Here is a 21,956-nt window from a genome sequence, read left to right on the forward strand (position 1 = left end):
CGTCGAGGGGACGACATGCTGCTCTGCATCGACATCGGTAACACCAACACGGTGCTGGCCACGTTCAACGGGGACAAGCTGGTGCACTCGTGGCGGATCAAGACCGACGCCCGGTCAACCGCCGACGAGCTCGGCCTGATGTTCCGCGGGCTGCTCGCCGGGGATGCTGTGGAACTCACCGGGGTGGCCGCCTGCTCGACCGTACCGGCGGCGCTGCGCTCGCTGCGGACCATGCTCGGCCGCTACTACGGCGACATTCCCAGCGTGATCGTGGAGCCCGGGGTGCGGACCGGGGTGCAGCTGGCGATCGACAACCCCAAGGAGGTCGGATCGGACCGGGTGGTCAACACCCTCGCCGCGCACACCTTGTACGGTGGCCCGTCGATCGTCGTCGACTTCGGCACCACCACCAACTTCGACGTGATCAGCGCCCGGGGTGAGTTCCTCGGCGGGGCGTTCGCTCCCGGCATCGAGATATCCTTCGACGCGTTGTCGGCCCGCGCCGCCCAGCTGCGCAAGGTCGAGCCGACCCGGCCCCGGTCGGTGATTGGCAAGAACACCGTAGAGTGCCTGCAGTCCGGCATGTACTTCGGTTTCGCCGGCCAGGTGGACCGCATCGTGGAGCGGATGGCGGCGGAGTTGGGGCAGCTCAGCGCAGTTATCGCGACGGGCGGACTGGCCCCGGTGGTGATCGGTGAGTGCCGCACCATCACCCACCACGAACCGATGATCACCCTTATCGGCCTGCGGATGGTGTACGAGCGGAACACCTGATCCCCACTGCGGCCTTGTCAGCTGCGTCACGGAACCCTGGTTGAGTACGCTCGTGGCCGGACCGTGACCACGAGGTCGCACCGTTGTCCGTACCCCCTGTGTTGAGGATGCCCGCCGTGACCGAGCACGTGACCGTACCCGACGATTCCGCAGCGGATCTGCCCGAGCAGATGCGGGTGCGCCGGGAGAAGCGGGACCGGCTGCTGGCCCAGGGCGCGGAGCCCTATCCGGTCGGTTTCCCCCGGACCACGTCTCTGGCGCAGTTGCGGCAGCGCTTCGGCGACCTGCCGATCGACACCGCCACCGGCGAACAGGCGGCGGTCACCGGCCGGGTGATTTTTGTGCGGAACACCGGCAAGCTCTGTTTCGCGACGCTGCGTGAGGGTGATGGCACCGAGTTGCAGGTGATGCTGTCCCGGGATCGGGTCGGTGCCGAGCGGCTGGAGGACTGGAAGCGGCTGGTCGACATCGGCGACCACGTGGGGGTGGCCGGCGAGGTGATCACCAGCCGTCGGGGTGAGCTCTCGGTGCTCGCCGACTCGTGGCAGATGACCGCCAAGGCGCTGCGTCCGCTGCCGGTGGCGCACAGGCCGTTGAGTGAGGAGGCCCGGGTCCGGCAGCGGTACGTCGACCTGATCGTCCGTCCGGAGGCGCGTCGGACCGTGCGAACCCGGGCGACGGTGCTGCGTACCCTGCGCGACTCCTTCCACCAGCGGGGGTTCACCGAGGTGGAGACGCCGATGCTGCAGGTGCTGCACGGGGGCGCAGCGGCCCGGCCGTTCGTCACGCACAGCAACGCTCTTGATGTCGATCTGTATCTGCGAATCGCTCCCGAGCTATTCCTCAAGCGCTGCGTGGTCGGCGGCATCGACCGGGTGTTCGAGATCAACCGGAACTTCCGCAATGAGGGGGTTGACTCTTCGCACTCGCCTGAGTTCGCCATGTTGGAGACCTACGAGGCGTACGGGGACTACGACACCATGGCGCGGCTGACCCGGGATCTGGTACAGGAGTGCGCCAGCGCGATCAGTGGGTCACATGTGGTGATCCACGCCGACGGGTCGGAGTTCGACCTTGGTGGCCAGTGGCGTACGGTGACTCTGTACGGAGTGTTGTCAGAAGCTCTCGGTGAGGAAGTCACTGTACGGACCGACCGAGCGCAGTTGCTACGTTACGCCGAGAAGTTCGATGTCGCCGTGGACCCGAAGTGGGGTCCGGGCAAGCTGGCGGAGGAACTCTTCGAGGAATTGGTCGTGCCGACTCTGCTCCAGCCGACCTTCGTGCGGGACTACCCGGTGGAGACCAGCCCGCTGACCCGGGCGCACCGCGTCGAGCAGGGGTTGGCCGAGAAGTGGGACCTCTATGTGCGCGGCGTCGAGCTGGCCACCGCGTACAGCGAGCTGGTCGACCCTGTGGTGCAGCGGGAGCGACTGGTGGCCCAGGCGCGGCTGGCCGCCGGTGGTGACCCGGAGGCGATGCGCCTCGACGAGGACTTCCTCCGGGCCATGGAGTACGGAATGCCGCCGGCCGGGGGCATGGGAATGGGAATCGACCGGTTGCTCATGGCCCTGACCGGCCTGGGTATTCGCGAAACCATCCTCTTCCCTCTGGTCCGTCCGGAGTAGTCGGCCAGATTTTTTTCGGGGAGTTTGCGCGTCCTATTGACGGCTGGCGCATCTTTCGGGCTATTGTGCTCCTGATTGCGGGAGAACGTGCTCGGAAGGACAACGGCCTGTGGCCAAGCAGATCATTCACAAGCTGGTCGACGATCTGGACGGCGGCGACGCCGACGAGACCGTCAAGTTCGCCCTCGACGGCGTCCAGTACGAGATCGACCTCTCGGAGAAGAACGCGGACAAATTGCGGCAGGTTTTCGCTCCGTACGTGGCTGCCGGTACCAAGATCGGCCGCGGTGGCGTGGTCGTGGGTGGTCGGGCCGCGCGGGGTCGGGGCGGTGCCGCCGCCGACCGTGAGCAGAACCGGGCGATCCGGGCCTGGGCGAAGAAGGAAGGCAAGGAGATCTCCGACCGCGGGCGCATCCCGCAGGAGATCGTGGACGAGTACCACGCCAAAGCCGGGCGCTGATCGTCCCAGGCGTGCCGGTCCCGGCCAGCCCTCGTCGGCCAGTCGGAGCCAGTGACACGAGGTACGGATGTCTCATCCGTACCTCGTGTCCGTTTCTGGGGTCTGGCGGTTGCAGCGCGATCCTGCCGGGGGCCGGCCGGTCTACTGCTCCGGCCAGAGCGTGGCGGGTTGTCCACAGCCTGTGCACCGGTTGTCCACAGGCCTGTGGACGACCGGTGGGGCGGTGGCGGTACGGACGGCGCGTTCCGGTTGGCCGATGCCGCGCCCGGTCACCGGACCGAGCGGATTTCGCTCACCGCGTAGCGCCGGAGCCTCGGGGAACAGCCAACGACCCGGCACAGTTGGGGTAAACGTTGCGGATCGCCCCTGCTCCGGCCCGACACGGCAGGAGCGGAGTCGGCCCACGGCGATAGAGTGATGGCACGAGCTTCCGCCTGGAGGCTCGTGCGCTGGCCCGCCAAGACCACTGGCGCACGGCACGTGAGGAGCACGAGGGCATGTTCGAGCGGTTCACCGACCGAGCGCGACGGGTTGTCGTCCTGGCTCAGGAAGAAGCCCGGATGCTCAACCACAACTACATCGGCACGGAGCACATCCTGCTCGGCCTCATCCACGAGGGTGAGGGCGTGGCGGCGAAGGCCCTGGAGAGCCTGGGCATCTCGCTGGAAGGTGTGCGTCAACAGGTCGAGGAGATCATCGGCCAGGGCCAGCAGGCGCCGAGCGGGCACATCCCGTTCACGCCGCGGGCCAAGAAGGTGTTGGAGCTGTCGCTGCGGGAGGCGCTGCAGCTCGGCCACAACTACATCGGCACGGAGCACATCCTGCTCGGCCTGATCCGTGAGGGCGAGGGCGTCGCGGCCCAGGTGCTGGTCAAGCTCGGCGCCGACCTCAACCGGGTGCGCCAGCAGGTGATCCAGCTGCTGTCGGGCTACCAGGGCAAGGAGCCGGCGGCCGCCGGCGCCGCAGCGGGCGAAGCCGCCCCGTCGACCAGTCTGGTGCTGGACCAGTTCGGCCGTAACCTGACCCAGGCGGCCCGGGAGGGCAAGCTCGACCCGGTCATCGGCCGGGAGAAGGAGATCGAGCGGGTCATGCAGGTGCTGTCCCGCCGGACCAAGAACAACCCGGTGCTGATCGGCGAGCCCGGCGTCGGCAAGACGGCCGTGGTGGAGGGCCTGTCCCAGAAGATCATCAAGGGCGAGGTGCCCGAGACGCTGAAGGACAAGCAGCTCTACACTCTCGACCTCGGTGCGCTGGTCGCCGGCTCCCGCTACCGCGGTGACTTCGAGGAGCGCCTGAAGAAGGTGCTCAAGGAGATCCGCACCCGGGGCGACATCATCCTGTTCATCGACGAGATCCACACCCTGGTCGGCGCGGGTGCGGCCGAGGGTGCGATCGACGCGGCGAGCATCCTCAAGCCGATGCTGGCCCGAGGCGAGCTGCAGACCATCGGGGCGACCACCCTCGACGAGTACCGCAAGCACCTGGAGAAGGACGCCGCGCTGGAGCGTCGGTTCCAGCCGATCCAGGTCGGCGAGCCGTCGCTGGCCCACACCATCGAGATCCTCAAGGGCCTGCGCGACCGCTACGAGGCGCACCACCGGGTGAGCATCACCGACGCCGCCCTGGTGGCCGCCGCGACGCTGGCCGACCGGTACATCTCCGACCGGTTCCTGCCGGACAAGGCGATCGACCTGATCGACGAGGCCGGCGCCCGGATGCGGATCCGTCGGATGACCGCGCCGCCGGACCTGCGTGACTTCGACGAGCGGATCGCCCAGGTGCGTCGCGACAAGGAGTCCGCGATCGACGCGCAGGACTTCGAGCGGGCCGCGCAGCTGCGGGACAAGGAGAAGCAGCTGCTCGGGCAGAAGGCGCAGCGGGAGAAGGAGTGGAAGGCCGGCGACCTCGACGTGGTCAGCGAGGTCGACGACGAGCAGATCGCCGAGGTGCTCGGCAACTGGACCGGCATCCCGGTCTACAAGCTGACCGAGGAGGAGACCTCCCGACTGCTGCGCATGGAGGACGAGCTGCACAAGCGGGTCGTCGGCCAGTCCGACGCGGTCAAGGCGGTCTCGAAGGCGATCCGGCGGACCCGGGCCGGCCTGAAGGACCCGAAGCGGCCGTCCGGCTCGTTCATCTTCGCCGGCCCGTCCGGTGTCGGTAAGACTGAGCTGTCGAAGGCGCTCGCCGAGTTCCTGTTCGGCAGCGAGGACGCGCTGATCCAGCTGGACATGTCCGAGTTCCACGACCGGTACACGGTGTCCCGGCTGGTCGGTGCCCCGCCCGGGTACGTCGGCTACGACGAGGGCGGGCAGCTGACCGAGAAGGTGCGGCGTCGGCCGTTCTCGGTGGTGCTGTTCGACGAGATCGAGAAGGCCCACCCGGACGTGTTCAACACGCTGCTGCAGATCCTGGAGGACGGGCGGCTCACCGATGGTCAGGGGCGGATCGTCGACTTCAAGAACACGGTGATCATCCTGACCACGAACCTGGGCACCCGGGACGTGGCGAAGGCGGTGTCGCTGGGCTTCCAGGCGTCGGAGGACTCCGACTCGAACTACGACCGGATGAAGCAGAAGGTCAACGACGAGCTGAAGCAGCACTTCCGGCCGGAGTTCCTCAACCGGATCGACGACACCATCGTGTTCCACCAGCTGAACCCGACCGAGATCCTGTCGATCGTGGACATCATGATCTCCCGGATCGAGACCCAGCTGCGGAACAAGGACATGAGCATGGAGCTCACCGACAACGCCAAGAAGTACCTGGCGAACAAGGGCTTCGACCCGGTGCTGGGGGCTCGGCCGCTGCGTCGCACCATCCAGCGCGACATCGAGGACAACCTGTCGGAGCGGATCCTGTTCAACGAGCTCAAGCCGGGTCAGATCGTGGTCATCGACTGCGAGGGCGACCCGGACGACATCGACAAGTCCAAGCTCGTTTTCCAAGGCGCTGACCGTCCGGTCGCCGTACCGGATGCGGTTCCCGCCGACCTCGGCGGTGCCACGGCGGCCGGCGCGGACGAGTAGGACCGGTAGCCGACTGTCAGTGCGGCGCCGACGGTGAAAGCCGTCGGCGCCGCACTGCGTCTACGGCCTCGGCCGTCAGCCCGGAAGCCCGGAGAGCCGACAGCCCGGCGTCAGCTCGGAGGCCGTCAGCCCTGACCGGCCAGCGTGTACCCGATCGGCGGCGCGCCGTCGTCGGCCACCGGCTCCACCAGGCCGTCCTCGATCAGACTGGCCAGTGCCCGACGGCGCTGCAGATCGTCGCCCCACACCACGTCCAGCCGCTGCTGCGGCACCGGCCCGGTCGCCTCCCGCAGCACCGCCAGCAGCAGGCCACGGACCTGCCGGTCGGTGCCGGCGTACCGCTGCGATCGGCGGCTCGGCCCGCTCGCCGCCGGCCGGCCGGCGGCCCGCCAGGCGCAGCGGCCGGCCACCGGACACACCCCGCAGCGTGGTGTCCGGGCCACGCAGACCACCGCTCCCAACTCCATGAACGCGGCGCTGGCGCGGGCTGCCCGGGCCGGCTCGGCCGGCAGCAACGCGGCGGTGGCAACGAGATCGGCCGGGCGGGTCGCCGGCCCGGCGTCGGCCGCCCCGTCGACCGCCCGTGCCACGAACCGCCGGACGTTGGTGTCCACCACCGGATGCCGCTGACCGTAGGCGAACGCGGCGACCGCTCGGGCGGTGTAGGTGCCGACTCCCGGCAGCGCCAGCAACTCGTCCAGACCGGTCGGCACCTTGCCGTCGTACCGCTCGGTCAGCACCGTGGCGCACTCATGCAGCCGCAACGCGCGACGCGGGTAGCCGAGCCGGTTCCACATCCGGATCGCTTCGGCCGGTGAGTCGGCGGCCAGCGCCGCCGGGTCCGGCCACCGGTCCAACCAGGCGTGCCACGCCGGCAGTACCCGGACCACCGGGGTCTGCTGCAGCATCACCTCGCTTACCAGGATTGCCCAGGCACCGACCCCCGGCTCCCGCCAGGGCAGGTCACGGGCGTTGCGGTCGAACCATTCGATCGCCGTGTCGGCGAAACTCACGTCACGCATGGCGCCGCCGATCCTGCCATGCCGTGGCTGCCGTCCTGCCCCAGGCCGTCCTGCCCCAGGCCGTCCTGCCCCAGGCCGTCCTGCCCCAGGCCGTCCTGCCCCAGGCCGTCACCGGACGGGAGACGGTGCCGGGCCGACCGGTCGGCCCGGCACCCGGTCGGGCAGACTGCTGGCATGAACGAACTCGCGATCACCGTGATCGGGCGCGACCGGCCCGGCATCGTCGCGGACGTCGCAGAGGTGCTGGCCGGTCTCGGCGCCAATCTGACCGACTCGACGATGACCCGGCTGCGCGGCCACTTCGCGATGACCCTGGTCTGCGCCGGTCCGGCCGATGCCGCGGTGCAACAGGCACTGCGGCCGCTCACCGCCGACGGCCAGCTGCTGGCCACCGTACGGCCGGTCCCGGCGGAGGGTCAGCAGCCGGCGGGCGGCGAACCGCACCTGCTCAGTGTGCACGGCGCCGACCGGCTCGGCATCGTCGCGGCGGTGACCCGGGTGGTCGCCGAGGCGGGCGGCAACGTCACTGACCTGACCACCCGGCTGACCGGCCCGCTCTACGTGCTGGTCGCCGAGGTCGAGCTGCCAGCCGGGACGGCAGCCGAGGTCGGCCGTCGACTGTCCGAGACGGCCCGGGCGCTCGACGTCGAGGTGACCCTCCGGTCGGTCGATTCGGACGTGCTGTGAGCACGGTCAGCCGTACCCTGGCCGACTGGACCGAGACGGCGCTCGGCGTACCGGGGCGGGTGGTCCCGGTGGTCGCCGCGCCCGACCAGGTGCTCAGCCGGGCCGGTGAGCCGGTGGATCCGTGCGCCGCCGATACGGTCCAGGTTGCCGCCGACCTGGTCGCCACGATGCGGGTCGCACCCGGCTGTGTCGGCCTGGCCGCGCCGCAGATCGGGATCAGCGCGCAGGTCTTCGCGGTCGACGTGACCGGGCACCCGAAGACGGTCACCGGGCATGGCACGTTCGTCCTGTGCAATGCCCGGCTGCTCGAGGCGACTCGGTGGCGGCCGGGCCGGGAGGGCTGCATGTCGGTGCCGGATCTCACCGGTGACGTGAAACGGGCCACCCGGGTCGTGGTGGAGGCGCAACTACCCGGCACCGGTGAGCCGGTACGCCTGGTCACTGACGGGTTCGAGGCGCGGGCCGCCCAGCACGAGATCGACCACTGTGCCGGTCTGCTGTTTTTGGACCGGGTGGCCGGGGCGCACGCGGTCTTCCCGCGCAAGACATATCTCTGAGCGGGTGCCCCGGGCCTCGGCGCGTCGCGGCCGATCGGTCCGGTCTTGCCGATACGGTGTGCCATCATGCGACTGACGGTTGGCCCGCTGCCACCCGCCATCTACTGGCGGCGGCGTGCCGTCGTGCTCGGGGCACTGCTGCTCCTGCTGTTCATCGTGGCGTACTCCTGCATCGGCTCCGACCAGACCGGGCGGTCGCAGGCCGATCCCACCCCGACCCCGTCCGGTGAGGTGCTCACCCCGACCACCTCGTCCCCGGGGCCGGAGGACGACTCAGACTCCGTTGACGGCGACGACCCCGACACCCTCGGTAACGGCGACGCTGGCGACGCCGGCGGTGGCAGCACCGGCGGCGGTACCGGCGACGACGGTACGACCGGCGGCGGTGACCAGAACGCCCCTGGCGGCCCGGTCGGTCCGGCCGCCGGCACCTGTACCGACGACGAGATCCTGCTGACCGCGGCAGCCTCGCAGGCCACCGCCCAGAAGGGCGTTACCCTGGCAATGCAGCTGCGGGTGCAGAACGTCTCCAGCCGTACCTGCGACCGGGATGTGGGCGCCGACCCGCAGGAGCTGTACCTCAAGCGGGGTGCGGAGCTTATCTGGTCGTCGGACACCTGCGGAGCCGCCCGGGGCACTGATGTGCGCACCTTCGGGCCTGGCAGCGCCCGCGACTACCAGGTGGCCTGGAACGGTCGGGCGGCGAGCGAGTGCGCCAACAACGTCGCGGCAGGTGACCATCCGGCGGCCGGCGAGTACCAGCTCTTCGCCCGACTCGGCTCGAAGGTCAGCGAGCCGTTCGTCATCACCATCACCGGCTGACGACCGGTACATCCGTCCCTTCGTCGAGCTACGCCGTTTGCGGCACGCTTGCGACCTAGCGCGTCAGACGTAGCGCGTCAGACGTAGCGCTCCAGAATCGACGCCTCGGCCAGCCGGGACAGCCCCTCCCGTACGCTGCGCGCCCGGGCGTCGCCGACACCGTCGACAGCCTGCAGATCCTCCACCGTCGCCCCGAGCAGCCGTTGCAGACTGCCGAAGTGGTTGACCAGCCGGTCCACCACCGACACCGGCAGCCGGGGCACCTTCGCCAGCAGCCGGAAACCGCGTGGGCTCACCGCCGCGTCGAGCGCCTCGGTGGAGGCGGCGTAGCCGATCGCCTTGGCCACGGCGACCAGATCGATCAGCTCGGTGGCGGTCAGCAGGTCCAACTCGACCAGGGCCTCGTCCAGGGTCCGCGCCTTGCGTACAGTGGGCAGGTAGTCGCGGATCACCAGGGTCCGATCGGCGTCCACGCCGGCCATCAGCTCGTCGAGCTGCAGTGCCAGCAGCCGTCCGTCGGTGCCCAGCTCGACGACGTAGCCGGCGATCTCGTCGGCGATCCGCCGGACCATCTCCAGCCGCTGCACCACCGCGACCGCGTCGCGGACGGTGACCAGATCCTCGATTTCCAGGGCGGAGAGCGTGCCGGACACCTCGTCCAGCCGCAGCTTGTACCGCTCCAGGGTGGCCAACGCCTGGTTGGCCCGGGACAGGATGGCGGCCGAGTCGTCCAGTACGTGCCGCTGACCGTTGACGTAGAGGCTGATGATCCGCATCGACTGGCTGACCGAGATCACCGGGTACCCGGTCTGTCGGGCGACCCGTTCGGCGGTGCGGTGCCGAGTACCGGACTCCTCGGTCGGAATGGACGGGTCCGGCATCAGATGCACAGCGGCCCGCACGATCCGGGTGCCGTCGCTGGACAGCACCACCGCACCATCCATCTTGCACAACTCGCGGACCCGGGTGGAGGAGAACTCGACGTCGAGCGGGAAGCCCCCGGTGCACAGCGACTCGACCTGCTTGTCGTAGCCGAGGACGATCAGCGCGCCGGTCCGGCCACGCAGAATCCGCTCCAGCCCGTCGCGCAGCGCGGTGCCGGGTGCCATCAGCGCCAGGTTGGCCCGCAGCGGATCCCCGGTGGCCGCCGGGCTGGTCAGCGCCGAGGTGCCGGCGCTGATGGTGCGTGCCGGGGTGCCGACGGCACCGGTGCGCGCCGGCGTACCGACGGCACCGACCCGGCCGGCCGAGCCGGCACTGGTGCCGGCGCTGGCAGTCTTGTTCGCATCGCGGTCGATCGCCACGGGCAACAGTCTACGGACCGCCATGCGGTGGGTGCTCTCGCGGTTACTGCCGTACCAGATCAGCCGGCCGAGGCGCGCGCGGCGGCCTGCAACGCGGCCCGTACGTCGTTGACCTCGGTGATCTGCATGTTCGGCGGCATCGGGTCGGTGCCGGAACCGGCCGTACCGGGCGGTACCAGCGCGTACCGGAAGCCGAGCCGGGCGGCTTCGGCGAGCCGCCGGGCGACCGCGCCGACCCGGCGCACCTCACCGGTGAGCCCGACCTCGCCGATCGCCACCAGTTGCGGGGAGACGGCCAGGTTGAGCCCGCCGGAGGCGACCGCCAGCGCCACCGCGAGGTCGGCGGCCGGCTCCACCACCCGGATGCCGCCGACCGTCGCCGCGAACACTTCCCGGTCGTGCAGGGTGAGCCGTTCGGTACGCCGTTGCAGCACCGCCAGCACCATCGCCAGCCGGGCACCGTCGAGCCCGGACACGGTGCGCCGGGGCGAACCGGCGACGGTCGCCCCGATCAGCGCCTGGACCTCGGTGACCAGGGCCCGCCGGCCCTCCATCGCCACCGTGGCGCAGGTGCCGGGCACCGGCTCGGTGTAGCGGGTGAGGAACAGCCCGGACGGGTCGGGCAGGCTGCTGATGCCGCCTTCGTGCATCTCGAAGCAGCCGACCTCGTCGGCCGCGCCGAACCGGTTCTTCATGCCGCGGACCATCCGCAGCGACGAGTGCTTGTCGCCCTCGAAGTGCAGCACCACGTCGACCAGATGCTCCAGTACCCGGGGGCCGGCGACCTGGCCGTCCTTGGTGACGTGGCCGACCAGCACGGTGGCGATGTTGCGTTCCTTCGCCGCCGCGACCAGCGCGGCGGTGACCGCCCGGACCTGGGTGACGCCACCGGGGATACCGTCCGAACCGGGCATCGAGATGGTCTGCACCGAGTCGAGCACCAGCAGACCGGGCCGGACCGCGTCGAGGTGGCCGAGGACCACCCCGAGGTCGCTCTCCGCCGCCAGGTAGAGCCGTTCGTGCAGCGCGCCGATCCGCTCGGCGCGCAGCCGTACCTGGCTGGTCGACTCCTCGCCGCTGACCACCAGCGACGGACTACCGGCACCGGCGGCCCACTGCTGGGCGACGTCGAGCAGCAGGGTCGACTTGCCGACGCCGGGCTCGCCGGCCAGCAGCACCACCGCGCCGGGTACCAGACCGCCGCCGAGCACCCGGTCGAGTTCGCCGACGCCGGTCGGCCGGGCCTTGGCGGGTGCGGCGCTGATGGTGGCGATCGGCCGGGCCGGTTCGGTCGGCATCCGGGTGCTGACGACTCGGCCGGAGACCACCGGGCCGCTGACCACCGACTCGATCACCGAGCCCCATTCGCCGCATTCCGGGCACCGGCCCACCCACTTGGGTGGTTGGTGCCCGCACGCGTCGCACTCGTACGCGGGCCGGGGCTCACGCGACGCGGCCCGGCTGCGCGGCGCGGCGCTGCCGCGTCCCGTCCCGCCGCCGGCACCCCGGGGGATCGACCGCGAGCTCAGTGCTCTTCCTCGTCGTGCTCGGCGGGCGCCCGGGGAGCCGGGGTGAGCGGCATGTCCACCGGCGCGGCCACGACCAGCGGCGCGCCGCCGGTGCTGAACTCGAAGGCCAGGTTCACCGAGTACCCGGCGGCGAGCGGGCCGGCCAGGCCGGTGACCCGCAGCGGTTCGGTGTCGTCGGTGCTGAACAGCGCCCACCCGTTGGCCGGCAGCTGGACGATCGCGTCCCGGCCCGGGTCCGGCTGCGGCACCTCGGCGGTGCCCGGCTCCGGCGACGGGGTCGGCCCGCTGGCCTGCTCGGAGCCGCCGATCACCACCGTCTCGGCCCCGACCACCGTCGCCCAGTCCTCGTCGGTGACCGGGACGGCGCTGACCCGTACCGTCACCGGGTCGTTGGTGTTGTTGAACAGCCCGACCTCGACCGGCGCGCTGCCGCCGGCCGGGTAGCCCTCCACTCCGGGGTAGGGCACCGAGAGGTCGCGTACCGACACCGCGCCGTCCGGCGACTCGAGGTTGACTCCGTTGATCGCCGTCGCCTTGGTCGCGGTCTCCGCGAGCTGGCCGGCACCGCAGCCGCTGAGCAGCAGGCCGCTGGCCACGGCAGCGCCGGCGAACAGCACCGCGACTCGGCGGTGTCCCCTGGTCGAGGGCGTCACGTCGGTCCTCCTTGTCACGGCGCGGCGACGAGCCCCGCGCAGGCCGGCTCCAGGGTAGTTGGCGGTGATCCGCGCCCCGCCACGGACCCGATAATCCGTGACCGACGGCGCTCACCCGACCGGGCCGGCCCGACGGCGCTCACCCGACCGGGCCGCTGGCCACCAGCAGCACCACGTCGATCACCGCGACCACCAGCACCGCCCGGAACACGCCGTCCGACCGGCCGGCCCGCCGGGCGGCCCGCCGGGCCGCGTACCAGCCGGTCGGCAGGATGATCGCAGTGCCGGCGACCGCGACGAGTCCGGCCCACGACGGCGGCCCGGGTGGGCCGACGACCAGCGTCACGGTGGCGGCGAAGAGCAACCCGGCCGCCGCGACCCCCGAGCCGGTGGCCCCGAGCCGGTGCGGCAGACCCCGCACGCCGGTGCGGGCGTCGTCGGCCAGATCCGGCAGTACGTTGGCGAAGTGCGCCCCGGCGCCGAGCAGCCCGGCGGCGGTGACCAGCCAGGCCGGTGGCACGGGCGCACCCGGCAGGGCCAGCACGATGAAGGCGGGCAACGCTCCGAAGGAGAACGCGTACGGCAGCACCGACACGGCGGTGGACTTCAACGGCCAGTTGTAGGCCAGCGCGCTGATCAGCGCGGCGGTGATGCACAGCGCCGCCGCCGGCCCGGTCGGCCCGGCCAGCAGCGGGGTGGCCAGCGCGGCGGCCAGACCGGCGACGCCCACCGTGCGCCGGCTGACCACGCCGGTTGCGACCGGCTTGTCGGCCCGTCCGGCCTGCCGGTCGCGACCGGCGTCCAGCCAGTCATTGGTCCAGCCGACGGCAAGCTGAGTGGCCGCGACGGTGGCGGCGACCAGCACGATCCCACCCGGACGGTGACCGACGCCCCAGGCCAGCAGGGCGGTCACCGTGGTGACCGCAACCGCCGGCTCGGGGTGGCTGGCCTTGATCAATGCGGACACGCGGCGCGACATATCCGCCAAGTGTGGCCGTTACCGGCTGGTCATGCCACGCTCAGTCAATGCCGGACCTGCCGCCGAACGATCCCCGCCAGTACGACGTGCTGGTCGACGAGTGGTGGCGGCCGGCCGGCGCGTTCGAGATGCTGCGCTGGATCGCCGAGGCGCGGGCCCGGCTGATCCCACCGGCGACCCGGCCCGGGGCGGTGCTGGTCGACATTGGCTGCGGGGCCGGCCTGCTCGCCCCTCACCTGCGTGGCAAGGGCTACCGGCACGTCGGGGTCGACCTGGTCGGTTCGGCGCTGCGGCTGGCGGCCCGGCACGGTGTCGACCCGGTACGTGGTGACGCGACCAGGCTGCCGCTGGCCGACCGGATGGCCGACGTGGTCTCCGCCGGGGAACTACTGGAGCACGTACCGGACCTGTCGGCGGCGGTCGCCGAGGCGTGCCGGGTGCTGCGGCCCGGTGGGCTGCTGGTGCTGGACACCCTGAACGCCACGTTGGCCAGCCGGCTGATCGCGGTCGAGCTGGGCGAACGCCTGCCGGTCGCGCCGCGAGGCATTCACGACCCCGCGCTGTTCGTCCGTCCGCAGCGGCTGGTCGCCGAGTGCGCCCGGCACGGCGTACGGCTGGCGGTGCGCGGCCTCCGGCCGAGCGTCTTCAGCCTGATCGATTGGCTGGTGCGCGCGCCGCTCCGCCGATCGGCTCCCGAACAGGCACTCTGGAAACCCCGGCGGCGGATGGTGCCGACTTGGTCCACCTCGGTGCTCTACCAAGGCAGGGGGGTCAAGGTGGGCTGAGCGGACGAGCAGGTGGGCAGGTCGACGGCGGAAGGGGCGGCAATGGTTGCGGATGCACTGGCGGCGGCGCGGCGGGTGGTGCCACGATTGGCGGCGCGGGCGGGTGATCACGACCGGGCCGGCACCTTTCCGGTGGCGGACTTCGCCGACCTGCGGCAGGAACAGCTGTTCGGGTTGATGGTCCCGCAGCGGCTGGGCGGGCGGGGCGCCGACTTCGCCGACTACGCCGAAGTGGCGTACGAGCTGGCCCGGGGCAACGGTGCCACCGCGCTGGTGTTCAACATGCACGCCTCGGTGACCGGCGCACTGGGCGCGGTCGACGACAACCTCGCCGAGGCGATGGGGCTGCCGGACGAGGCGTTGGCGGCCCGGGACCAGCTGCTCGCCGACGCGGCCGCCGGCGCCTGGTACGCGGTGGCGATGAGCGAACGGGGGGCCGGCTCCCGGCTCTCCCAGCTGTCCACCGTCTACCACCGGGTGGACGGTGGATACCAGATCAAGGGGGCCAAGGCGTTCTGTTCCGGGGCCGGCCACGCCTCGGGGTACCTGGTCGCCGCCCGGCACGCCGACGACCAGTCGGTGGTTTCGCAGTTCCTCGTCCCGGCGGACACGCCCGGCCTGCGGGTGGAGCAGAGCTGGGATTCGCTCGGGATGCGGGCCACCTGCTCGCATGACCTGCACCTGGACGTGACCGTCGGCCCGCAGACCCTGCTCGGCGGGGTGGAAGGGCTGGCCCTGGTGGTGGCCCAGCTGATGCCGCACTGGATGGTGGCCAGCTACGCGGCGGTATACGCCGGGGTGGCCCGGGCGGCGGTGGACGCGGCGGTGGAGCATCTCGCCGAGCGGGGGTTGACCCACCTTCCGGCGGTCCGGGCCCGGATCGGTCGGGCGGACGCGGCGGCCGCCGCGGCGTTGCTGACAGTGCGGGAGGCGGCCCGCCGGGTGGACGCCGAACCGGGCGACCCGACGACCAACCAGTGGGTGTGGCGGGCCAAGCTGGTCGCCGGCGGCACAGCGGCCGAGGTGGCGTCGTCGATGCTGGAGGCGGCCGGGACCTCGGCGACCCGCCGCGGGCATCCGCTGGAACGGCTCTACCGGGACGCCCGCTGCGGTGCGCTGCACCCGCCGACGTCGGACGTCTGTGCCGACTGGCTCGGCGTGGCGACGATCGGCGGGGACCCGGACCGCGACGGATCGGCACCCCGGTGGTGAGCCGGTCGCCGGAGCCGGTGGCGGGCCGGTCGTCGGCCGCGGTGGTCGGGCTCGGGCTGGCGTTGCCGCCGTCGGCCACCCAGGACGAGCTGTGGCGGGACTTCTTCGCGGCGCGGTACGACGGCGGCACCCGAGCGCTCGCGGAGCGGATCTTCGCCAATTCCGGGGTACGCACCCGGCAGGCGGCGGTGAGCCCATTGCTGGAGGACGTCGCGGACTGGCCGACCGAGCGCCGGATGCGCCGCTACCAGATCGAGGCGTTGCCGCTGGGCAAGGAGGCGGTGCACCGGGCGCTGACCCAGGCCGGGCTGACCGCCGGGGAGATCGGTCTGTTCGTGGTCTGCTCGTGCACCGGGTACGCCACGCCCGGCCTGGACATCATTCTGGCCCGGGACGTCGGCATGGCCGCCGACACCCAGCGGTTGTTCGTCGGGCACATGGGCTGCTACGCGGCGCTGCCCGGGTTGGGCGCGGCGGCCGACTTCGTCACCGCCCGGGGCCGGCCGGCGCTGCTGCTCTGTGCCGAGCTGACCAGCCTGCACATCCAGCCGCCGGCCCGCCGGGTGGACACTCAGCAGATCGTGGCGCACGCGTTGTTCTCCGACGCGGCGGCGGCGGTGGTGCTGGTGCCGACCGGCAGGGCCGGCGGCCCGCCGCCGCCCGGCGGTTACGCCGTACGGGAGGTCGTGTCGGCCACCGACGCCTCCACCGCCGACCACATGACCTGGGAGGTGACCGATCTCGGGTTCCGGATGGGTCTGTCGCCCCGGGTGCCGCAGGTGCTGTCGGTGCACGTACGGGCGCTGGTCGGTGATCTGCTGGCCCGGCACGGACTGACCGTGTCGCAGGTGGACGGTTGGGCGGTGCATCCGGGCGGGCCGCGCATCCTCAACGTGGTGCAGCGGGAGCTGGGCCTGTCCGACGCGGCGATGTCGGCGTCCCGGGAGACGTTGGCGGCGTACGGCAACTGCTCGTCGCCGACCGTACTGCTGATCCTGGACCGGTTACGCCGGGCGGGACCGCCGCCGCGTCACGTGGTGATGCTGGCGTTCGGTCCGGGCCTGACGCTCTACGCGGCGCTGCTCGGCCGTTGACCCGCCGCGCGCGGCGGCGGGCGGGGTCAGGGGCCGACCAGCAGGGCCAGGTCGGCGCGGTACGTCTCGACCGAGTCGGCCTGCGGCACCAGCCGGATGACCTCGCCGGTCTCGGTGACGAGTAGCGCGGTGGCGGTGCCGGCGGTCGCCGGGACGTCGACGAAGTTGCGGATTCCAGCGGCCGGGTCGGCCAGCAGATGGGTGTCGAGACGGTCGGCGAGCACCGGCGGCAGGGTGCCGGGGCTGGTGGCGCCGCTGGTGACCGCGACGACCGAGACTCCGGCCGGGGCGGCGGCCGCCGCCGCGGTGATCTGGTCGGCGCACTCACAGCCCTCGACGAGCAGGAACGCCGCCGGCAGCAGCGACCGGACCGGGACCGAGGTGCCGGAGCCGTCGATCAGGTCGAGTGCGGGCAGCGGGCGGTCGGGCAGCGTGGCGGGGGCCGACGGTGCCGGGCTGGCGGTGGACTGGGGCCGGTCGGACCAGGCGACGGTGAACATGCTGATCATCGCGGCGAGGACCGCCAGCAGCATGATGATCAACGGCAGCCGGAGAGCGGCGATCTCGTGCGGGCGGTGCCCGCTGCCGCCGGCCCGGCCGGTGTCGCCGGGGTGGATGCCGAACCGCCGGTGCCAGTGGTCCCGCCGACGGGTGCGGTGCAGCTCCCGGCGGACCTGTGCCGCTTCCTCGGCGAGCGCCCCGGGATCGTCGGGAATGACGATCGGGCCCCACTCGGGCGGGATCTCGGGCAGGTCGTCGGGCGCTCCGGCGCCGTCCGACCACCCATCACCGTTGTTGCCTGTCCTGCCCACAGCACCCCCAGCCGCTCGCCCACCGGGTCGATCGGGGTCTAGGTATCAGGGTCTCGCAACGAACCTGGTTCCGCCAGTGCTGGGGCACGGGAACCGGCCGGACGATATGCTGGAAGTGCCGAAACGCGTCCCATCTGGCACGTCCGACCAGTTAGCTGACTGCTGATCTGGTTGTTACTTAGCGTGTTCAAAACCTACTGGCGGTTGCGTGTCAAGCTCGAGAAAGACCTCTCACAGCCCCTCTGACCTGCGCTTACGGCTCGGACTGTGACGGGACATCGGTGCCTGAGCGTGTTACCCTAGACACAGCGAAAGGGGCTTCGAACCTATGGTTTTCAGTGTCGGCGAGACCGTTGTTTACCCCCACCACGGGGCCGCACTCATCGAGGCAATCGAGACTCGTGTCATCAAGGGCGAGGAGAAGCAGTACCTCGTCCTCAGGGTTGCGCAGGGTGACCTGACGGTGCGAGTTCCCGCCGAGAACGCCGAGATCGTCGGCGTGCGCGAAGTGGTTGGCGAAGAAGGCCTCGGTAAGGTCTTCGATGTCCTCCGCGCCCCGCACACCGAGGAGCCGACCAACTGGTCGCGGCGATACAAGGCCAACCTCGAAAAGCTGGCATCCGGAAACCCGCTCAAGGTCGCCGAGGTCGTTCGTGACCTGTGGCGTCGGGAGCGGGAGCGGGGGCTGTCCGCAGGCGAGAAGCGCATGCTCGCCAAGGCCAGGGACATCCTGGTCGGCGAGGTCGCGCTTGCGGAGAAGAGCACCAAGGACGAGGCAGAGACCTTGCTCGACAAGGTGCTCACCGACGCGTAGGCAACTCTCCACCCATAGATAGTCTGTTGCCACCTGCACCGAGGACCGCGACGTGACCGCGCACTTCCAGCAACGCGGTGACGTCGCGGTCCTCGTTCCTGCGGCGGGTTCCGGGGTACGGCTCGGACCCGGCGCACCCAAAGCACTCCGGCCACTCGGCGGCGTACCGCTGCTGGTACATGCGGTGCGTCGACTGGCCGCCGCCTCCTCGGTCGCGGTGATCGTGGTCGCCGCCCCACCCGCCGACATCGACGCCGTCCGCGACCTGCTCGCCCCCGCCACGGCCGGGCTGCCGCTGATCGTGGTCCCGGGCGGCGCGCACCGGCAGGCCTCGGTGGCCGCCGCGCTCGCTGCCGTCCCCGCCGGCCCGCAGATCGTCCTGGTGCACGACGCGGCCCGCGCCCTCACCCCACCCGACCTTGTCGACTCGGTCGCCGCCGCGGTCCGGGCCGGCGCCGACGCCGTCATCCCGGTGCTCCCGGTCGTCGACACCATCAAGTCGGTGGACGCCGACGAGACCGTTCTGACCACCGTCGACCGGTCGACGCTGCGGGCCGTGCAGACCCCGCAGGGGTTCCGGCGTGACGTGCTGGCCGCCGCGCACGCCGACGCCGTCGATCCGCACACCGACGACGCCGGTCTGGTGGAGAAGCTCGGCGTACCGGTGCTCTGCGTGCCCGGCTCGGAACGGGCGCTCAAGATCACCCGCCCGTTCGATCTGGTGATCGCCGAGCACCTGCTCGCCACCGAACCGGCGACCCGTACCCTGCCTTCATGACCGCCCTTGCCTTGATGGTCGTCCCGTGCGGCACGCCGGCATGATCGTTCCCCGGGTGGGTGTCGGCACCGACGTGCACGCCTTCGCCGCCGACCGGCCCTGCTGGGTCGCCGGCCTGCACTGGCCCGGCGAGACAGGGCTGGCCGGGCACTCCGACGGCGACGTCGCCGCGCACGCCGCCTGCGACGCGCTGTTCTCCGCCGCCGGCCTCGGCGACCTCGGCGCCAACTTCGGTGTCGCCGAACCACGCTGGGCCGGAGCCGCCGGGGTGGACCTGCTCGCCGAGGCGGCCCGTCGGGTGGTCGCCGCCGGCTTCGTGATCGGCAACGTCTCGATTCAGGTGATCGGTGTACGGCCGAAGATCGGTCCCCGGCGGACCGAGGCACAGCAGGTGCTCGGTGCTGCCGCCGGTGCCCCGGTGACCGTTTCCGGCACCACCACAGACGGGCTCGGGCTGACCGGCCGGGGCGAAGGCCTCGCCGGCCTGGCGGTCGCGCTCGTCTATCCGTCCGGGCTGCCCGGATAGGCTCGACAGGTGTCGAGCGAGTCATCCCCCGAGCCGCCCACCGACGTCGACGGCTACCTGCAGCGCGCCGGGCTGCTGGCTGACCTGGGCCGCTACGACGAGGCCGCCGGTGAGATCGGCTTCGCGGTGGCCCTCGAACCGGACAGCGTCGCCGCCCGGATCATGCTGGCCCGGGTGCATCTCGCCGCCGACCGTCCGGAGCAGGCCCTCGCCGCAATCGACGCGTGGGCGGACGAGCCGCCGAACCCGTGGTCGGCCGAGGCCACGGCGACGGCCGCACCGGCAGAGACCGCGACGGCCATGCCAGCCGATGCCGGGACCGGCGCGCGGTCCGGTCCGCCGGACCGGGTCGCCCTGCTGGTGGTACGCGGGCTGGCGCTGATCGATCTGCGGCGGTACGCCGACGCCGCCCGGCTCGCCACCGACCTGCTGGCGACGTATCCGGACGACGCGTACGCCCAGCGCAGCGGGGCGGCGATCCTGGCCGGCTCGCGCAACGGCCAGCCGGCGCTCAACGCGGCCTGGCGCGGGGTGGAGCTGGCCCCGCAGGACGCCCAGGCACATCTGGTGCTGGGGCTGGTCGGGGCCCGGCTGGAGCTGTTCGACCTGGCGCACCGGGCCTACGGGGAGGCGCTGCGGCTGGACCCGCTGATCGGTGAGGCGCAGCATGACGTCGGGGTGATCCACCTGGAACAGCGGCGGTACGCCGCCGAGCTGGCGGTGCTCGCCGAACGGGCCACCGCGATGGCACCGCCCCCGCCGCCGCAGCCCTCGCCGGCCCGGTCCCCTCGATGGGCACCGCAGTCGCCCGGGTCGGCACCGACGGATCCCCGGCTGGAGCGGCCGCCGACACCCGAGGAGGAGCTGCGCCGGCTGGTGCTGATCGGGGCCGGCTACAGCATGATCGCGGCGGTGACGGTGGCCTGCCTGGCCGGCAGCGCGGCGTCGCGCGGCTGGGCGGTGGTCGCCGCGCTCGGTGGATTCGTGCTGGTCTGGGTGCTGGCCCGGCGGGTGCCGGGTCGGATCACCGAGGTGGTGTCGCAGCTGGCGGACCGCCGGCTGGCGACGGCGGTGTACGCGGTGGGTGCCGCCCCGGTGCTGATCTTCTGCTACGCGGCGATCGCCACCCCGTGGCTGCTGGTGTCGGCGATCGTCGCGGCCGCCGTTGCCCAGTTCATGGTGCTGCGTTCGGCCACCGCCCGACCACCGGACCAGCGGTAGCGCGCCGGATCAGCGGCTGGACAGGCCGTGTCGGGTCGGCGGTATGCCGGTCAGCGGGCGTTGCCGGCCCAGGTCCAGGCGTACCCGGTGTCCTCAACGGACAGTGCCGCGTCGCAGAGGTCCAGCGGCCGGAAGGTGTCGACCATGACGGCGAGTTCGTCGAAGTGCTCGGCACCGAGCGCCCGTTCGACCGCGCCCGGCTGCGGCCCGTGGGTGAACCCGGCGGGGTGCAGCGAGATCGAGCCCTGCTCGATGCCGGAGCCGCGCCGCGCCTCGTAGTTGCCGCCGGTGTAGAACAGCATCTCGTCGGAGTCGACGTTGTGGTGGTTGTACGGCACCGGGATCGCCTGCGGGTGGTAGTCGACCTTGCGCGGCACGAACGAGCAGATCACGAAGTTGGGGCCGGTGAACGTCTGGTGCACCGGCGGCGGCTGGTGCAGCCGGCCGGTGATCGGCTCGAAGTCGTGGATGCTGAACGCCCACGGGTAGAGGTGTCCGTCCCAGCCGACCACGTCGAACGGGTGGTGGGCGTACACGTGCCGGGTCCAGCCCTGCCGGTGCCGCACGTAGACCTCGACGTCGGTGCCGTCGACCAGCAGTGGTTTGCCCGGCCCGCGGATGTCGCGTTCGCAGTACGGCGCGTGTTCCAGGAACTGGCCGCGTGCCGACAGGTAGCGCTTAGGTGGTCCGATGTGGCCGGTGGCTTCGACGGTGAGCAGCCGCAGCGGCACGTCGTCGACCGGCACGATCCGGTGCACCACCGACGTCGGGATGATCACGTAGTCGCCGGAGGTGACGCCGAGCACCCCGAAGCTGGACTCGACGCGGGCGGCACCGGACTCGACGTACAGGCACTCGTCGCCGGTGGCGTTGCGGTACAGCGGGGACGGCCGGTCGGCGACGACGTACGAGATGCGCACGTCGTCGTTGGCGAGCAGCGGTTGCCGGCCGAGGACGGCGTCGGTGTGCCCGGTGTCCAGTTTGTGGGTACGCAGGTGGCGTGGGGTGAGCGGGTGGTTCGGCAGCCGGCTCGTCGGCGGCGGGTCGTACGACTCGGCGGCGACGATGGCGGTCGGCAGGTGCCGGTGGTAGAGCAGGGACGAGTCGGCGGAGAAGCCCTCCTGGCCCATCAGCTCCTCGGCGTACAGGATGCCGTCGGGTTGGCGGAACTGGGTGTGGCGCTTGCGGGGGATCTCGCCAACGCTGCGGTAGTAGGGCATGATTACCCTCCGTATCTCCCCGTTGACCGGCCGGTAGCGTCCGATAATCGGAC

Annotated in this window: 21 protein-coding genes; 14 read left to right on the top strand and 7 right to left on the bottom strand. The window is 71.7% G+C overall.

All coding sequences use genetic code 11. The features are described from left to right. Positions 1-15: 15 nt before the first annotated feature. The 4 genes from O7610_RS24875 to O7610_RS24890 all read left to right on the top strand — a co-directional run bounded on the left by O7610_RS24875 (position 16) and on the right by O7610_RS24890 (position 5,888). Entirely contained in the window at positions 16-774 is a 759-nt protein-coding gene (locus O7610_RS24875) for a type III pantothenate kinase (RefSeq protein WP_281552816.1), read from the top strand. Between the two features lie 107 nt (positions 775-881). Continuing rightward, positions 882-2,399 carry a lysine--tRNA ligase gene (lysS, locus tag O7610_RS24880; RefSeq protein WP_502959051.1) on the top strand — a complete coding sequence of 506 codons (1,518 nt, stop codon included), beginning with the start codon at positions 882-884 and terminating at the stop codon, positions 2,397-2,399. 109 nt (positions 2,400-2,508) lie between these two features. Beyond that, positions 2,509-2,859, top strand: a complete 351-nt coding sequence (locus O7610_RS24885) for a histone-like nucleoid-structuring protein Lsr2 (RefSeq protein WP_123603817.1) — start codon at positions 2,509-2,511, stop codon at positions 2,857-2,859. Positions 2,860-3,356: 497 nt separating this feature from the next. After that, entirely contained in the window at positions 3,357-5,888 is a 2,532-nt protein-coding gene (locus O7610_RS24890; protein WP_281552818.1) for an ATP-dependent Clp protease ATP-binding subunit, read from the top strand. A gap of 125 nt (positions 5,889-6,013) precedes the next feature. Here O7610_RS24890 and O7610_RS24895 read toward each other — a convergent pair whose 3' ends face one another. Further along, the gene (locus tag O7610_RS24895; protein ID WP_281552819.1) at positions 6,014-6,910 is read right to left on the bottom strand and encodes an iron-sulfur binding domain-containing protein; all 897 of its coding nucleotides are present in this window, start codon (positions 6,908-6,910) and stop codon (positions 6,014-6,016) included. Positions 6,911-7,084: 174 nt separating this feature from the next. On the opposite strand from O7610_RS24895, the gene O7610_RS24900 reads away from it, so the two are divergent. The 3 genes from O7610_RS24900 (at position 7,085) to O7610_RS24910 (ending at position 8,976) form a co-directional block, all read left to right on the top strand. Then, complete coding sequence (locus O7610_RS24900; RefSeq protein ID WP_281552820.1) at positions 7,085-7,597, top strand: glycine cleavage system transcriptional repressor; 513 nt, start codon at positions 7,085-7,087, stop codon at positions 7,595-7,597. Beyond that, positions 7,594-8,154, top strand: a complete 561-nt coding sequence (locus O7610_RS24905) for a peptide deformylase (RefSeq protein ID WP_281552821.1) — start codon at positions 7,594-7,596, stop codon at positions 8,152-8,154. Before O7610_RS24900 ends, O7610_RS24905 begins: the two co-directional genes overlap by 4 nt. Positions 8,155-8,220: 66 nt before the next feature. Then, a complete protein-coding gene (locus tag O7610_RS24910) occupies positions 8,221-8,976 on the top strand; it encodes a hypothetical protein (protein ID WP_281552822.1) in 756 nt (251 codons plus the stop codon). Between the two features lie 77 nt (positions 8,977-9,053). Here O7610_RS24910 and disA read toward each other — a convergent pair whose 3' ends face one another. The 4 genes from disA to O7610_RS24930 form a co-directional block, all read right to left on the bottom strand. Next, complete coding sequence (gene disA / locus O7610_RS24915; protein ID WP_502959052.1) at positions 9,054-10,280, bottom strand: DNA integrity scanning diadenylate cyclase DisA; 1,227 nt, start codon at positions 10,278-10,280, stop codon at positions 9,054-9,056. Between the two features lie 59 nt (positions 10,281-10,339). After that, entirely contained in the window at positions 10,340-11,794 is a 1,455-nt protein-coding gene (gene radA / locus O7610_RS24920; RefSeq protein WP_281555809.1) for a DNA repair protein RadA, read from the bottom strand. Positions 11,795-11,805: 11 nt separating this feature from the next. After that, positions 11,806-12,462, bottom strand: coding sequence for a hypothetical protein (locus O7610_RS24925; RefSeq protein ID WP_289211992.1), 657 nt, complete (start codon positions 12,460-12,462; stop codon positions 11,806-11,808). Between the two features lie 139 nt (positions 12,463-12,601). Then, on the bottom strand, positions 12,602-13,441 hold the full coding sequence (locus O7610_RS24930; protein WP_281552824.1) for a UbiA family prenyltransferase: 840 nt from the start codon (positions 13,439-13,441) through the stop codon (positions 12,602-12,604). Positions 13,442-13,488: 47 nt separating this feature from the next. Here O7610_RS24930 and O7610_RS24935 point away from each other — a divergent pair, with 47 nt between their 5' ends. The 3 genes from O7610_RS24935 to O7610_RS24945 are packed head-to-tail and all read left to right on the top strand — an operon-like array spanning position 13,489 to position 16,532. Further along, a complete protein-coding gene (locus O7610_RS24935) occupies positions 13,489-14,226 on the top strand; it encodes a class I SAM-dependent methyltransferase (protein ID WP_281552825.1) in 738 nt (245 codons plus the stop codon). A gap of 42 nt (positions 14,227-14,268) precedes the next feature. Beyond that, positions 14,269-15,438, top strand: a complete 1,170-nt coding sequence (locus tag O7610_RS24940) for an acyl-CoA dehydrogenase family protein (protein ID WP_281552826.1) — start codon at positions 14,269-14,271, stop codon at positions 15,436-15,438. Beyond that, positions 15,432-16,532: a type III polyketide synthase gene (locus tag O7610_RS24945; RefSeq protein WP_281552827.1), complete on the top strand. Its 1,101-nt coding sequence runs from the start codon at positions 15,432-15,434 to the stop codon at positions 16,530-16,532. Before O7610_RS24940 ends, O7610_RS24945 begins: the two co-directional genes overlap by 7 nt. Before the next feature lie 26 nt (positions 16,533-16,558). Here O7610_RS24945 and O7610_RS24950 read toward each other — a convergent pair whose 3' ends face one another. Beyond that, positions 16,559-17,344, bottom strand: a complete 786-nt coding sequence (locus O7610_RS24950) for a hypothetical protein (protein WP_281552828.1) — start codon at positions 17,342-17,344, stop codon at positions 16,559-16,561. A gap of 328 nt (positions 17,345-17,672) precedes the next feature. On the opposite strand from O7610_RS24950, the gene O7610_RS24955 reads away from it, so the two are divergent. Genes O7610_RS24955 through O7610_RS24970 form a run of 4 tightly spaced genes read left to right on the top strand, consistent with a single transcriptional unit; the run spans position 17,673 to position 20,683 of the window. After that, positions 17,673-18,158, top strand: a complete 486-nt coding sequence (locus tag O7610_RS24955) for a CarD family transcriptional regulator (RefSeq protein WP_123603804.1) — start codon at positions 17,673-17,675, stop codon at positions 18,156-18,158. Between the two features lie 52 nt (positions 18,159-18,210). Next, the gene (ispD, locus tag O7610_RS24960) at positions 18,211-18,936 is read left to right on the top strand and encodes a 2-C-methyl-D-erythritol 4-phosphate cytidylyltransferase (RefSeq protein WP_281552829.1); all 726 of its coding nucleotides are present in this window, start codon (positions 18,211-18,213) and stop codon (positions 18,934-18,936) included. Positions 18,937-18,976: 40 nt separating this feature from the next. Continuing rightward, positions 18,977-19,462, top strand: coding sequence for a 2-C-methyl-D-erythritol 2,4-cyclodiphosphate synthase (ispF, locus tag O7610_RS24965; RefSeq protein WP_281555810.1), 486 nt, complete (start codon positions 18,977-18,979; stop codon positions 19,460-19,462). A gap of 9 nt (positions 19,463-19,471) precedes the next feature. Continuing rightward, positions 19,472-20,683, top strand: coding sequence for a tetratricopeptide repeat protein (locus O7610_RS24970; protein WP_289211993.1), 1,212 nt, complete (start codon positions 19,472-19,474; stop codon positions 20,681-20,683). Positions 20,684-20,733: 50 nt separating this feature from the next. Here the strand turns inward: O7610_RS24970 and O7610_RS24975 are convergent, their stop codons facing one another. Next, on the bottom strand, positions 20,734-21,903 hold the full coding sequence (locus tag O7610_RS24975) for a homogentisate 1,2-dioxygenase (protein ID WP_289211994.1): 1,170 nt from the start codon (positions 21,901-21,903) through the stop codon (positions 20,734-20,736). Between the last annotated feature and the right edge of the window lie 53 nt (positions 21,904-21,956).

This window comes from Solwaraspora sp. WMMA2065, from assembly GCF_030345075.1.
GTDB lineage: Bacteria > Actinomycetota > Actinomycetes > Mycobacteriales > Micromonosporaceae > Micromonospora_E.